Annotated in this window: 12 protein-coding genes; 6 read left to right on the top strand and 6 right to left on the bottom strand. The window is 73.3% G+C overall.

The window, feature by feature from the left end:
* Positions 1 to 79 precede the first annotated feature (79 nt).
* On the top strand, positions 80 to 1264 hold the full coding sequence (locus HLA93_RS15175; RefSeq protein WP_222195263.1) for an acetoin utilization protein AcuC: 1185 nt from the start codon (positions 80 to 82) through the stop codon (positions 1262 to 1264).
* 84 nt (positions 1265 to 1348) lie between these two features.
* Positions 1349 to 4021: a bifunctional acetate--CoA ligase family protein/GNAT family N-acetyltransferase gene (locus HLA93_RS15170; protein ID WP_308128159.1), complete on the top strand. Its 2673-nt coding sequence runs from the start codon at positions 1349 to 1351 to the stop codon at positions 4019 to 4021.
* 252 nt (positions 4022 to 4273) lie between these two features.
* Here the strand turns inward: HLA93_RS15170 and sigB are convergent, their stop codons facing one another.
* Together sigB and dtd are read right to left on the bottom strand one after the other, a co-directional pair.
* Positions 4274 to 5257, bottom strand: coding sequence for an RNA polymerase sigma factor SigB (sigB, locus tag HLA93_RS15165; RefSeq protein ID WP_222195261.1), 984 nt, complete (start codon positions 5255 to 5257; stop codon positions 4274 to 4276).
* Positions 5258 to 5515: 258 nt separating this feature from the next.
* Positions 5516 to 5947, bottom strand: coding sequence for a D-aminoacyl-tRNA deacylase (dtd, locus tag HLA93_RS15160; protein ID WP_222195260.1), 432 nt, complete (start codon positions 5945 to 5947; stop codon positions 5516 to 5518).
* 166 nt (positions 5948 to 6113) lie between these two features.
* Between dtd and HLA93_RS15155 the strand changes: the two genes are divergently transcribed.
* The 4 genes from HLA93_RS15155 (at position 6114) to HLA93_RS15140 (ending at position 8587) form a co-directional block, all read left to right on the top strand.
* Entirely contained in the window at positions 6114 to 7070 is a 957-nt protein-coding gene (locus HLA93_RS15155; RefSeq protein ID WP_222195259.1) for a DUF808 domain-containing protein, read from the top strand.
* Positions 7071 to 7109: 39 nt separating this feature from the next.
* Positions 7110 to 7709 carry an HhH-GPD-type base excision DNA repair protein gene (locus HLA93_RS15150; RefSeq protein ID WP_222195258.1) on the top strand — a complete coding sequence of 200 codons (600 nt, stop codon included), beginning with the start codon at positions 7110 to 7112 and terminating at the stop codon, positions 7707 to 7709.
* 146 nt (positions 7710 to 7855) lie between these two features.
* The gene (locus HLA93_RS15145; protein ID WP_222195257.1) at positions 7856 to 8200 is read left to right on the top strand and encodes a DUF3099 domain-containing protein; all 345 of its coding nucleotides are present in this window, start codon (positions 7856 to 7858) and stop codon (positions 8198 to 8200) included.
* 159 nt (positions 8201 to 8359) lie between these two features.
* Positions 8360 to 8587, top strand: a complete 228-nt coding sequence (locus HLA93_RS15140) for a DUF3039 domain-containing protein (RefSeq protein ID WP_222195256.1) — start codon at positions 8360 to 8362, stop codon at positions 8585 to 8587.
* A gap of 28 nt (positions 8588 to 8615) precedes the next feature.
* Here the strand turns inward: HLA93_RS15140 and HLA93_RS15135 are convergent, their stop codons facing one another.
* The 4 genes from HLA93_RS15135 to HLA93_RS15120 all read right to left on the bottom strand — a co-directional run.
* Positions 8616 to 9707, bottom strand: a complete 1092-nt coding sequence (locus HLA93_RS15135; RefSeq protein ID WP_222195255.1) for a YihY/virulence factor BrkB family protein — start codon at positions 9705 to 9707, stop codon at positions 8616 to 8618.
* Between the two features lie 77 nt (positions 9708 to 9784).
* Positions 9785 to 12178: a VanW family protein gene (locus tag HLA93_RS15130; RefSeq protein WP_222195254.1), complete on the bottom strand. Its 2394-nt coding sequence runs from the start codon at positions 12176 to 12178 to the stop codon at positions 9785 to 9787.
* 146 nt (positions 12179 to 12324) lie between these two features.
* The gene (locus HLA93_RS15125) at positions 12325 to 12540 is read right to left on the bottom strand and encodes a DUF7455 domain-containing protein (protein ID WP_222195253.1); all 216 of its coding nucleotides are present in this window, start codon (positions 12538 to 12540) and stop codon (positions 12325 to 12327) included.
* A 475-nt stretch (positions 12541 to 13015) separates the two neighbouring features.
* The coding region (locus tag HLA93_RS15120) for a sigma factor-like helix-turn-helix DNA-binding protein (RefSeq protein ID WP_281425387.1) at positions 13016 to 13405 on the bottom strand (390 nt) is incomplete at its 5' end.

The following is a 13405-nucleotide window of genomic DNA, read 5'->3' as shown; positions in this document are numbered from 1 at the left end:
GCGCGGTGAGGGAGCTCGCCTGCTCGACGAGGAGCACCGCAGCACCGTGCCCGCACCCGGACCACCGGGGAGCGGGGTCGTGAGCGACGCCGTGACCGTCGTCTGGGACGACGCGCTGCTGGGCTACACCATGGGCGGTGACCACCCCATGCACCCGGTGCGGCTGGACCTGACCATGCGGCTGGCCGGGTCCCTGGGCGTGCTGGACCGGCCCCGGCTCGAGGTGGTCAGCCCCACCCAGGCCGGCGAGGACCTGCTGACCCTGGTCCACGACCCCGGGTACCTCGAGGCCGTGCGCCGCGCACCGGAGGACCCCTACGGGGTGGGACACGGTCTCGGCACGCCCGACAACCCGGTCTTCCCCGGCATGTACGACGCCGCGGCCCTGATCACCGGAGGCAGCGTGCTCGCCGCCGAACGGGTCTCCAGCGGGCGGGCGCAGCACGCGGTGAACATCTCGGGCGGCCTGCACCACGCCATGCGCGACGCGGCCTCGGGCTTCTGCGTGTTCAACGACGCCGCGGTCGCCATCGCCTGGCTGCTGGCCCAGGGCTGGGAGCGGATCGCCTACGTCGACCTCGACGTGCACCACGGGGACGGCGTCCAGGCCGCCTTCTACGACGACCCGCGGGTGCTCACCGTCAGCGTCCACCAGACCCCGCTCACCCTCTTCCCGGGAACCGGCTTCCCCGAGGAGACCGGTGACCCGCAGAAGGCGCTGGGCAGCGCGGTCAACCTGGCGCTGCCCAACGGCACCGACGACTCCGGCTGGCTGCGCGCCTTCCACGCGGTCGTGCCCAGTGTGGTGCGAGCCTTCGCCCCACAGATCCTCGTCACCCAGTGCGGTTGCGACGCCCACCACGAGGACCCGATGGCCGACCTCGGGCTCACCGTCGACGGCCAGCGCGCCTCCTACCGGGCGGTGCACGACCTGGCGCACGAGGTCTGCGAGGGCCGCTGGGTGGCCCTGGGCGGTGGCGGCTACGGGGTGGTGCGGTGCGTGCCGCGCGCCTGGACCCACCTGATCGCCGAGGCCAGCGGTGACCGGCTGCCCGGGACCACCGACATCCCGCAGAGCTGGCAGGACGACGTCCGCGGCCGCGGGCTGCGCACCCCACCGCCGGTGAGCATGACCGAGGGCGGCTACGTCGGCTTCCAGCGCTGGGACCCCTTCACCGAGAACCGGGTCGACCGGGCGATCCTGCGCACCCGCACCGCCTCGTTCCCCTACTTCGGACTCGACCCGGACGACCCCCGTGATTAAGGACCACCTCGCCCCCCACCACTCGCGAGCTCGTGGCGGGCCCCTACGAGGTGGCCGGGAGAACCCATGACCGAGGACGCACCCGTGAGCCCGATTGCGCCGCCGCACTGGGAGGCCGACGTGGTCGCCGCCGACGGCGGCACCGTGCACCTGCGCCCGATCACCCCCGAGGACGCCGACGGGATCGTCGGGCTGATGGAACGCAGCTCCGACCAGACCCGCTACTACCGGTTCTTCGGGCCGATGCGCCGCCTGTCGGACAAGGACCTGCACCGGTTCACCCACGTCGACCACGACGCCCGGGTGGCCTTCGTCGTGCTGCTCGGCGACCGGCTCATCGGGGTCGGCCGCTACGACCGGTACCCCGGCACCGACGACGCCGAGGTGGCCTTCCTCATCGAGGACGCCCACCAGCGGCGGGGCCTGGGCTCGGTGCTGCTGGAGCACCTGGCCGCCGCGGCCCGCGAGCGGGGGATCAGCCGGTTCGTGGCGGAGGTGCTCAGCCAGAACAGCGCCATGGTGCGGGTCTTCATCGACGCCGGGTACTCGGCCAAGCGGTCCTACGAGGACGGCGTGGTGCACCTGACGTTCCCCATCGCGCCCACCGAGCAGTCGCTGGCGGTGGCGCACGAGCGGGAGCAGCGCAGCGAGTCCCGGTCGATCGGCCGGCTGCTCAACCCCGGGTCGGTGGCGATCGTGGGAGCCAGCAACGACCCGGCGAAGGTCGGCCACGCGGTGCTGCACGACCTGCTCGAGTACGGCTTCGACGGCCCGCTCTACCCGGTCAACCCCGCGGTGCGGCACGTCCGCGGGGTGCCGGCCTACGCCGACATCGAGGCGATCCCCGACGACGTCGACCTCGCCGTGCTGGCGGTGCCCGCCGACGAGGTGCCGGCGGTCGTGGAGGCCTGCCGGCGCAAGAACGTCCGCGGCCTGGTGGTGATCTCCGGTGGGTTCGGGGAGACCGGGCCGGAGGGGCGGGCCGCCGAGCGGGCGCTGGTCGCCTCCGCGCGGGCGTCGGGGATGCGGGTGGTCGGCCCCAACTGCCTGGGCATCGTCAACACCGACCCCGCGGTGCGGCTGAACGCCAGCCTCGCCCCGGACGTCCCCGGCCGCGGCCGGGTCGGTTTCTTCGCCCAGTCCGGTGCGCTCGGCGTCGCGCTGCTGGAACGCGCCCGCGCGCGGGGCATCGGGCTGTCCAGCTTCGTCTCCGCAGGCAACCGGGCCGACGTCAGCGGCAACGACCTGCTGCAGTACTGGGCCAGCGACCCGGGCACCGAGGTGGTGCTGCTGCACCTGGAGAGCTTCGGCAACCCGCGCAAGTTCGCCCGGCTGGCCCGCGGGATCGGCCGCACCAAGCCGGTGGTCGCGGTGAAGAGCGGCCGGCACGTCGGCATGACCGCCGGCCTGGCCGGCACCAGCGTCGCCGTCCCCGAGCAGTCGGTCGCGGCACTGTTCGCCTCCGCCGGGGTCATCCGGGTGGAGACCCTGGCCCAGCTCTTCGACGTGGGCACCCTGCTGGCCCACCAGCCGCTGCCCGCCGGCGACCGGGTCGCCGTGGTCGGCAACTCGACCGCCATGGGCGTGCTGGTCGCCGACGCCGTCCTGGAACAGGGGCTGGCGCTGGCCCACGACCGCCCGGTCGACATCGGCACCGAGGGCACCCCGGAGGACTTCCGGGCGGCGCTGCAGGCCGCCCTGGACGACGAGGGGGTGGACAGCGTGGTCGCGGTGTTCCTGCCGCCGTTGCTCCGCGGGGAGCAGCCCTTCGGCGAGGTGCTGCGGGACGTCTCGGCCGGGTCGCACAAGCCCCTGGTGGCCAACTTCCTGTCCACCGAGGGCATCCCGGACGAGCTGGCGATCGGCGACGAGCACGGCATGCCCGCCCGCGGGTCGGTGCCCTCGTTCTCCACCCCCGAGCGCGCGGTGATCGCGCTGGCGAAGGTCAGCGAGTACGCCCGCTGGCGCCGTCGTCCGCTGGGCGTGGTGCCCGAGCTGGAGGGGATCGACGAGCCCGCCGCGCAGCAGGTGGTCGCGGGTGCGCTGGCGGCGTCCCCGGCGGGCCGGGAGCTCACCGACGAGGAGACGATGGCGCTGCTGGGCGCCTACGGCGTGCCGATGCTCGGCACCCGCCGGGTCGAGGACGCCGAGGCCGCGGTCGCCGCCGCCGAGGAGATCGGCTACCCGGTGGTGCTGAAGTCCACCGCGCCGTGGCTGCGTGACCGGCGGGACCTCGGGGGGATGCGCTTCGACCTGACCGACGCCGAGGACGTCCGGACGGCGTTCGCGGCGATCCCGGCCGGTGACCCGGTGATCGTGCAGGAACAGGCGGCGCCCGGGGTGGCCACGGTGGTCGAGATCGTCGACGACCCGTCCTTCGGTGCGCTGGTCAGCTTCGGCGTCGGCGGGGTGGCCACCGACCTGCTCGGTGACCGCGCCTACCGCACCCTGCCGCTGACCGACCTGGACGCGCACGAGCTGGTCCGGGAGCCCCGCGCCTGGCCGCTGCTCAACGGCTACCGCGGCAGCGCGCCGGTCGACACCGCTGCCCTGGAGGACCTGCTGCTCCGGGTCGCCCGGCTCGGCGACGACGTCCCCGAGGTGCTCGGGCTGACCCTGGAGCCGGTGATCGTCGGCCCGGCCGACGCCTGGCACGGCGGCCGCAGCCTGGTCGTGGCCGGCGCGGTCATCCGGGTCGGCCCGCCCACCGCCCGCATCGACTCCGGCCCCCGGCGCATGTTCCGCCCCGGCACCTGACACGACAGAGCCCCCGCCCACCAGGGCAGGGGCTCCGTCGCAGACCAGGCCGGCAACGAACCGGACCGGGGACGAACCGAGCCGGGGGCGAACCGAGCCGGGGGCGAACCGTGCCGGGGACGGGTACGGACCCCCGGCCGTCAGGCCGGTCCGTGGACCCGGCGCGGGGCCGCAGGCTCCCGCCGGGAACGCGGGGAACGGCTCACCGCAACCGGGGCACGCCACTTGGCCGCGGTGAGGTCCGTCAGGACCTCATCCCAAGTAGTCCCGGAGGGCGTCGGCGCGCTGCGGGGCGCGCAGCTTCGTCATCGTCTCGCGCTCGATCTGCCGCACCCGCTCGCGGGAGAGGCCGAAGCGCTTGCCGATCTGCTCCAGCGTGCGGGGCTGGCCGCCGTCGAGACCGAACCGCATGATCACGACGTCGCGCTCCCGCTCCTCCAGGGTCTCCAGGACGTTGCGCACGTCGCCCTTCATCATCTGGAAGGCGACGGCGTCCTCGGCGACCGCGGCGTCGGCGTCCTCGATGAAGTCACCGAGGCGGGACTCCTCGTCGGCACCGACGGTCTGGTCGAGGGAGACCAGGTCGCGTGAGTACTCGAGCAGCTCGGTGATCCGCTCGGGCGTCATGTCGAGCTCGAGGCCCAGCTCCTCGGCGGTGGGCTCGCGCTCAAGCTCCTGGTGGATCCGCCGGCGGGTGCGCACCACCTTGTTGACCTGCTCGGCCAGGTGGACGGGCAGCCGGATCGTCCGGCCGGAGTCGGCCATCGCCCGGGTGATCGCCTGCCGGATCCACCAGGTGGCGTAGGTCGAGAACTTGAAGCCCTTGGTGTAGTCGAACTTCTCCACGGCGCGGATCAGGCCGACGTTGCCCTCCTGGATGAGGTCCAGGAACGTCATGCCGTGGCCGGTGTAGCGCTTGGCCACCGAGACGACCAGGCGCAGGTTCGCTTCGAGGAGGTGGGCCTTGGCCGCCTTGCCGTCCGCGGCGAGCAGCTTGTAGTCGCGCTGGACCGCCGGGGTCAGCTTCTTCTCGGACAGCAGCCGGTCGGCGTAGAGGCCAGCCTCGATCCGCTTGGCCAGCTCGACCTCCTGCTCGGCGGTCAGCAGCGCGGTCTTGCCGATGGTGTTGAGGTAGACGCGCACCAGGTCCGTCGACACCAGGCCACTGGTGTCCGGGGCGCGGCGCGGGGAGCGCACCTCGAGGGTGTCGGTGGGGGAGGACTGCAGCACGGTCACGATGAGTCTTCGTCCTTGCTTCGGGGTCCGGATGCGTCGCCGTCATGGCTGGCGGTGCACCCCGGTGGAGGTCAGAGCGGCGTCCGGGATCAGCCGGGTGGCTCTCCGGTCGTTCTGTCCGTGTGGTACATCGTGTGCAACGGACCTGCCGGGGTGCGTGTTCCGGGGCGCGACAACTCACAGGCAACGTCCAGGTCGCCAACACTGCGTGCGCTCCGGAAGCGAGTGACAACGGTGTGGTACCCACACCTCCCGCGGCTAGACCTCCAACTGCAGGGTCATCGGCCCCTCGTTCACCGAGGCCACCGACATCCGGGCGCCGAACCGGCCGGTGCCGACCTCGGTGCCCCGCCGGCGCAGTTCGGCGACCACCTCGTCGACCAGCGGCTGGGCCAGCTCCCCGGGCGCGGCATCGGCCCAGGACGGACGGCGGCCCTTGCGGGTGTCGGCGTAGAGGGTGAACTGGCTGACCACCAGCACCGCCAGGCCGAGGTCACCGACCGAGCGGGCGCCGTCGTCGGTGGGGAAGACGCGCAGCTCGTGCAGCTTCTTCCCGAGCGCGCGGGCGCGGCCCTCGTCGTCGTCCCGGCCGACCCCGACGAGGGCCAGCAGACCAGTGCCGATCGCACCGACCACCTCGCCGTCCACGGTCACCGACGCCTCGCTGACCCGGGTCACCACCGCACGCACGCCGCTGATCCTCGCCGACCCGGCACACCGGCCGGACGGGGCCCTCCGGCACGCCCGGGGGACGCCGGTGACCCCGACGGGTGCGGCGCCCGCGCGCGGCACCGCCGGATCGACCACGATGTGCTGCGACAGCACGCGAGTGCGGACCGATCGGAAGGAACCTCCCGTGGCGGGTGGACTGGTAGCTCTCCTCGACGACGTGGCGGTGCTGGCGCGCGCCGCCGCTGCCTCGATCGACGACATCGGAGCCGCAGCCGGGCGTGCCAGCATCAAGGCCGCCGGGGTGGTGGTCGACGACACCGCGGTCACCCCGCAGTACGTGCACGGGCTGAACGCCGACCGCGAGCTGCCGATCATCCGCAAGATCGCCCTCGGCTCGCTGCGCAACAAGCTGCTGATCATCCTGCCGGCGGTGCTGCTGCTCAGCCAGTTCCTGCCCTTCCTCCTCACCCCGATCCTCATGGTCGGTGGCGCCTACCTCTGCTACGAGGGCGCGGAGAAGATCTGGCACCGGGTGAAGCCCCACGGCGAGGCCCACGCGTCGGTGGAGGACGCGCTGCCGGACGAGAAGACCATCGTGTCCGGGGCGGTGCGGACCGACTTCATCCTGTCCGCCGAGATCATGGTCATCTCGCTCAACGAGGTGGTCGACCAGGGCTTCTGGTCCCGGGCGATCATCCTGGCGATCGTCGCGCTGGGGATCACCGTGCTGGTCTACGGCGTCGTCGGCCTGATCGTGAAGATGGACGACGTCGGGCTGCACCTCGCCCAGCGGCCCAGCGCGGGCGTGGCCCGGTTCGGGCGCGGGCTGGTCAAGGGGATGCCGAAGCTGCTCAGCGCGCTCACCGTGGTCGGCACCGCGGCGATGCTCTGGGTCGGCGGCCACATCCTGCTGGTGGGCACCGACGAGCTGGGCCTGCACGTGCTCTACGAGGCGGTGCACCACCTGGAGGAGGCCGCGGCCGACGCCACCGGTGCGCTGGGCTCGGTCGTGGGCTGGGTGGTCAACACGCTGGGCAGCGCGCTGCTCGGGCTGATCGTCGGCGCGATCGTCGTCACGGTGCTGAGCCTGACCCTGCACCGGCGCAAGGCGGACGAGGCGAGCGGCGCCGAGGCGCACTGACCGCACGGGCCCGCGGGCGGGTGCGGCAGGATCTGCCGCGTGCCGAGCCTCCACATCTCCCAGGACGACGCCGCCGACGAGCTGCTCAGCCGTGACCCGCTGGCGCTGCTGATCGGCATGCTGCTGGACCAGCAGTTCCCGATGGAGCGTGCGTTCGCCGGGCCGCGGCTGCTGGCCGACCGGCTGGGCGTCGAGACGCTGTCCGCGGTCCAGCTCGCCGAGTGCGACCCGGCGGAGCTGGCCCGGCACTTCCAGGGGCCGCCGGCGGTGCACCGGTACCCCGGGTCGATGGCCGCCCGCACCCAGGAACTGGCCCGGACGCTCGTGGAGCGGTACGACGGCCGGGCCGACGCGGTCTGGGCCGACGCCCCCGACGGCGCCACCCTGCTGCGCCGGCTGCGGGAGCTGCCCGGCTTCGGCGCGCAGAAGGCGACGATCTTCCTGGCGCTGCTGGGCAAGCAGTACGGCGTCACCCCGCCGGGCTGGCGGGAAGCAGCCGGGGACTACGGGCAGGAGGGGGCCCGCCGGTCCGTCGCCGACATCACCGACCCGGTGTCCCTGGCCGAGGTGCGCGCCACCAAGCAGGCGGCGAAGCAGGCCGCCAAGGAGGCCCGCGCCGCGAGGACGCCGGCCGGCTGAGGAGCTCGGCAGCGACCACTCGGACCGCTGCATGGCGCACGATCGAGTGGCACCATGGGGTCCAGGAGCCGGGGGCTCCGGGGCCGGTCGAACCACCCAGCCGACCACCGCCGCCCTTCCCCCGGCCAGTCCAGGGAAGGGCATCCGTGGCCTCCAGCCAGTCCGTCAGCCGGCATGACAGCAACGAGCCGCTGCTCATCACCGAGGCCGAGCCCAGCCGGGTCGACCAGCACGCGGCCCGCAAGAAGCGCTACGCGATCACCATGCTGATCCGTGGCGTCAGCCTCGTGCTCGCCGCGCTCACCTACCAGTACTCGATCTGGTTGATGGCCGTCTTCGCCGTCCTGGGCACCGTGCTGCCCTGGGTGGCGGTGGTGATGGCCAACGACCGGCCGCCGAAGAAGAAGATCGACCCGAACCGCTACCGGCCGCCGGCACCGGACCGGATCCTCGAGTCCGGCAGCAGCAGGGCCCGCGTCATCGACATGTGAGTCAGCCGGTTCCGGGCCGGCCCACGGCGAGCGCGTCGGTCACCTCGGGGGAGAAGACGGACCGAGTTCCGGAGGAGGGCTTCGGCGCCCTGCCATCATGGACGGCAGCCCGTCACGGACCGGATCCCGGCCCGAACCCGAGACCTGAGGGAGCAGCCCATGAGCAGCGCCGACATCCTCGAGCGCCCGGACGTCCGCGACGCCGACACCGGCAACGCCAACGAGGTCTTCCACTACGTGAAGAAGAACCAGATCGCCGAGAGCGCCGTCATGGGCACCATGGTCGAGGCGCTCTGCGGCGAGGTCTTCCCGGTGACCAAGAGCCCCAAGCCCGGCAGCCCGGTGTGCCCGGCCTGCAAGGAGGTCTACAACCAGCTCAAGAAGTAGCGGGAGGCGCGCCCGGCCGGCCGCCGCGTCACCGCAACCCGAGCTTCTCCGCCTCGAGCTCGATCTTGGCCGCCCGGCGGCGTTGCCGGCGGCGGTCGTGCCGGCGCTGCTGGGCCGGCCAGCGGGCCTCCACCGTGGCGTTCAGCTCGGCGCCCAGCAGGATCGACATGCCCAGCAGGAAGCAGTACAGCAGGGCGGCGATCGGCGCCGCCAGCGCGCCGTAGGGCAGTGCGGTGGTGAGCACGCCCGCGACGTAGCCGCGCAGCACGACGGCGGCGACGATGAAGAAGCAGATCGCGAAGACCCCGCCCAGCAGGTGCCGGTGCCAGGGCAGCCGGCGCGGCAGGATCACGTGGTAGAAGCTCGTGAGGGCGAGGACCAGGGCGAGGACGACCACCGGCCAGTACACCGCGTTGACCAGCAGGGTCGCGGTGTCCTGCCAGCGTTCGGGCAGCAGCTCGACCAGGGTGCCCCGGCCCAGCACCAGCAGCGGCAGGGTGAGCACGGCCATCACCAGCCCGACGACGAACAGCCACAGCGCCATCAGCCGGGTCCGGATCGGGCCTCGGACGTCCCGCTGGTCGTAGGCGATCACGGTGGTGTTGAGGAACGTCGCGGTGGCCGAGGAGCCGGCCCACAGCGAGACCAGGAAGCCCAGGCTGACGATGTCGAGTCGGCCCGGGGCGAGGATCTCGTTCAGGGTGGGCTGCACCAGTGACTGCACGACGGTCGGGGTGAGCGCCTCCGCCGAGGCGTTGACCAGTTGCTCCTCGATCTGGGCCACGGCGTCCCGGCCGATCCATGAGCCGAGGTAGCCCAGCGAGCCCAGGAGCCCGATGAGCAGCGGGGGGACCGAGAGGACCTGCCAGAACGCGGCTTCGGCGGACAGCCCGAGGATCCGGTCCTGCCACGCCTTCGCCAGCGTCCGCCCGAGCACCTGGAGCGGCACCCGCACCGGCGTGGGCAGCCTGTCCAACCGCCCCCGCCCGTGCCGGCCGAGTGCCGTCGACCCGGTGGGCGCCGCTGAACCGGTGGTCGAGGCCTCCGCCGCAGGTCGGCCGGTCGCGGCCGTCAGCTCGGCGGCGCGCGCCGCGGAGCTGTTGGGGACGACGGAGGCCACGGCACCAGTCTGCACGGCCCCGCCGTCCGTGGTGCCCGCCCGGGCGCCGGGGCCCCACCCACCGGAGTGAGCAGGGGTCAGCTGCGTCGCCGGCCGGTCCGGCCCCGGACGGCGTTCCCGGCGCGCGCGCCGGGGCGGCGGCCAGCCGGGGTGGACGGTGCCGGCGCCCCGGTCGCCGGGGGGACCGCCGCAGGGTCGGTCGGCGCCGCCGGCGGGACACAGCGGATGATCGCCTCGGCCGCGTAACGGGTGTCGAAGGACTCGCGACGGATCTCCGCGCCACTGGTCAGGTCCTGGAAGACCCGGGTGACGGTGATGTCGAAGCCCAGCGAGCCCGACTGCGGGGTGCAGTTGCCGTCGTCGACCTTCTCCTGGACCGCCGGCTGCCGGATGTTGCGGCGCTCGCTGCTGATCGACTCGATGTCGTAGTAGCGGGTGCCCCAGAAGGTGACGGTGAGCGTGCCCGGCACCCACTCGGTCTGCACGTAGATGCCGGTCTCGGTGTCGTTGCGCCACTGCAGGTCGATCTGGCCCTCGTAGACCGTCGCCTCACGACCGGCGGGGTAGCGGCTGATGTAGAAGCTGTGCGGCTTGTGGTAGACGTCCTCGAGGCCGGCGAAGAAGACCGCGTTGAACATCGTGGTCGCGAACTGGCTGATGCCACCACCGACGGCCTGGGACAGCTCGCCCCCGCTGATCACCGCGGCCGGCACGTAGCCCTGCGCCGTGCCACGCGGGCCGGTGTAGCCGTTCAGGCTGAACGTCTCACCTGGCCGGACCAGCGCGCCGTCGACCTCGGCGGCGACCACCCGGATGTTCGTGCCACTCGCGGCGTTGGTGAAGTTGGTGCTGAAGGAGCTGACCTGCTCACGGATGCCCAGCGCCTCGGCCTGTTCGGTGGTGAACTCGGCCGGCACCGGGCCGAGGGCGGCGGTGACCGAGCGGGGTGCCGGGTCGTCGAGCACCGGCAGCAGCTCGGCGGCGAGGTCGGCCGGGTCGATCCCCTGGCCGTCGACCGAGGGCACGACGGTGATCGTCTCCCCGGACACCTCGAAGCTCGCGTCCTGGGCGGGGGACCCGAACGCGGCGAACTCCTCGCCCGTCGAGGCCTGCAGTGCGGCCGGGTCCACGGCGACGGCGAGGCTGCCGTCGTCCTGCGGGGTGAAGGTCAGGGACGCCGCGATGGCGGTGACGGGCAGCTCGACGGAGTCCGCGCCGTCCGCGCCGACGACGGTGACCGGTGCGGCGAGCGCCGGGGTGACCGTCTCCTCCAGCACCCGTTCGGCCTCGGCGGTCTCGACCCGGGGCTCGGTCACCTCGACGGGGAGCTCGATGGGCGTCTCGGGGTCGCCACCGGCGGCGAGGGCGGCAGTGATGGTCTCGGCCGCCGCGTCCCGGTCGAGCTCGCGTCCCTCGGCCGGCTCGACCAGCTGTGGCGTCGTCCCGTCGAGGGTGATCGAGGCGTCGACCGGCGCCCGGTCGACCGTGGTGGCGAACTGTTCGACCTGCGCCGCCAGGGCGGTGTCGTCGGCCGCCAGCACCGGCTCGACCTCGCGGTCACCGACGAGCGTGGTCAGCCGGGTCCAGGGGTTGAGCGGCTGGTCGTCGGCGACGTCCACGGTGGCCGGGACGTCGAGGGAGATCCCGGCGCTGGCCGGGTGCAGCACGCCCTGCACGTCGGCGGCGACCAGCGGGTGGTCGGCGGCGATGCGGGGCGCGAGGTCGCTCTCCAGCCGCTCGCTGGCGGCCGCGGGGGACAGTCCGCCGACGTCCACGCCGGCCACCACGGTGCCGCGCGGTACGTCGTCACCGGCGATCAGCAGGTCGACGCCGTAGAGGACGCCCAGGGTGAGCACGGCGGCTGCCGGGACGGCCACCGCCCGGCGGCGCCACCAGGGGCGCTCGTCGCCGGGGGGACCGGACGGAGGTGGGGGAGTGCCGGTGTCGTCGCCGGGCCGGCTTGTGGGCTCGTCGGCCGGGACCCGGTCGGCGATCAGCGCGGTCTGGTCAGCGTCGCGACCCGCAGCGGGAGGCGGTCCGGAGATGGTCGCGGTCTCGTCGGCATCGCGCGGGGCCGCGGGAGGCGGTCCGGAGATGGTCGCGGTCTCGTCGGCATCGCGCGGGGCCGCGGGAGGCGGACCGCTGATCGTCGCGGTCTCGTCCGTGTCGCGCGCCGCCACGACGGGCGCGGCCGGCACCGGACCGCCGACGGCGGTGGCCCCGTCGGACACCGGCGGGATGACCTGGGTGTCGGACGGCTCGGCGGGAGACGACGTGGTCGCCGTCGGGCCGGCGACCTGGCCCTCGTCCCCCTGAGCGGCCTCCGGAGCCGCGGGGAGAGCCGCGCCGGTGGGCTGTTCGGTGGACGGCCGGGCGGCCGGGGGGACTGCCGGCGGGCGGCCGGTGCGGGCCGCGCCGACGGTGCCGTCCGGCTCGAGGCGGACGGTGTCGTCGCGGGGTTCCTGCGGCATCGGTCGCTCTCCGGGTCGGCGGGGACCGAGGTCTGGTCCCGAGGACGACGAAGCCGCCGGCCCCCCGTGCCCGTGGTGCGGGTCCGGGGTGCCGGCGGCTTCGTCGGGTGAGGGCTTCATCGCTGGCGCGACGATAGTTGCCCTCTTCAGTGGGAGACGCGCGCCTCGCCGTCGGTCTCAATGAAGTCGGCCGCGATGTCGCGGAGCTTGTCCTCGTACTCACGTGCGTGGTGTCCACAGAAGACGAGGTCGCTCCCACTCGGGAGGACCACGCGCACCTTGGCCAGAGCACCGCAGCGGTCGCAGTGGAAGGGAACGACGAGGTCTTCGGTGGGCGGGGTCGTCGTCAGCGTCTGGGTCATCTGGCTCATCACTCGCTCTCTACCGCACGGACCCGCGGCTGCGGATCGGCCTCCTGCACAGCGCCAGGATGGCCCCTCGTGTTCCCGCTCCGGCACCTACTGTGCACCGACTCACCGATCGAGATGAGTCCGTGACACGGGCGGTGCTGGTGGAACGGGTCAGCAGGGGACGTCGCTGGTTCGGAACTGGGTCCGGATGGTGCACGTACTGGTGGATCTCGGTCACTGGCTCAGGCCAGCTGTGGGTCCGCTGCTGTTCTGACGACGCCCACGCTACGCCGTCTACCCGCCACGTGCCGTCGTACACCGACCGGTCACCCGTTGGGAGCGTCCCCGTCCCCCAGGAGCCGGACACACCGGCGGCCGGCGACCCACAGGTCGCCGGCCGCCGGTGTGTCCGGCCCCCCCTGCAGACCAGAGGGCTTCGCCCGGCCCCCTCCAGGGGCCCGCCCTGAGCGTGCGAGGGGGGTGTTCCTCAGTCGAGGTAGTCGCGCAGCACCTGGGAGCGGCTGGGGTGGCGGAGCTTGGACATGGTCTTGGACTCGATCTGCCGGATCCGCTCGCGGGTGACCCCGTAGACCTGGCCGATCTCGTCGAGGGTGCGGGGCTGGCCGTCGGTGAGGCCGAAGCGCAGTCGGACGACGCCGGCCTCCCGCTCGGAGAGGGTCTGCAGGACGCTGGTCAGCTGGTCCTGCATGAGGGTGAAGCTGACCGCGTCGACGGCCACGACCGCCTCGGAGTCCTCGATGAAGTCACCGAGCTGGCTGTCGCCCTCGTCGCCGATGGTCTGGTCGAGGCTGATCGGCTCCCGGGCGTACTGCTGGATCTCCAGCACCTTCTCCGGGGTGATGTCCATCTCCTTGGC

This window comes from Modestobacter italicus (genome assembly GCF_019799965.1).
GTDB lineage: Bacteria > Actinomycetota > Actinomycetes > Mycobacteriales > Geodermatophilaceae > Modestobacter > Modestobacter italicus_A.
Note: the sequence above shows the minus strand (reverse complement) of the source record. Positions and strands in the feature narration are given on the sequence as shown.

What these genes read in the sequence shown, in the direction of transcription:
- HLA93_RS15140 (WP_222195256.1), top strand. Translation starts at nt 8,360, where the DNA reads ATGAGCAGCGCCGACATCCTCGAGCGCCCGGACGTCCGCGACGCCGAC.
- HLA93_RS15130 (WP_222195254.1), bottom strand. Translation starts at nt 12,178, where the DNA reads ATGCCGCAGGAACCCCGCGACGACACCGTCCGCCTCGAGCCGGACGGC.
- HLA93_RS15125 (WP_222195253.1), bottom strand. Translation starts at nt 12,540, where the DNA reads ATGACCCAGACGCTGACGACGACCCCGCCCACCGAAGACCTCGTCGTT.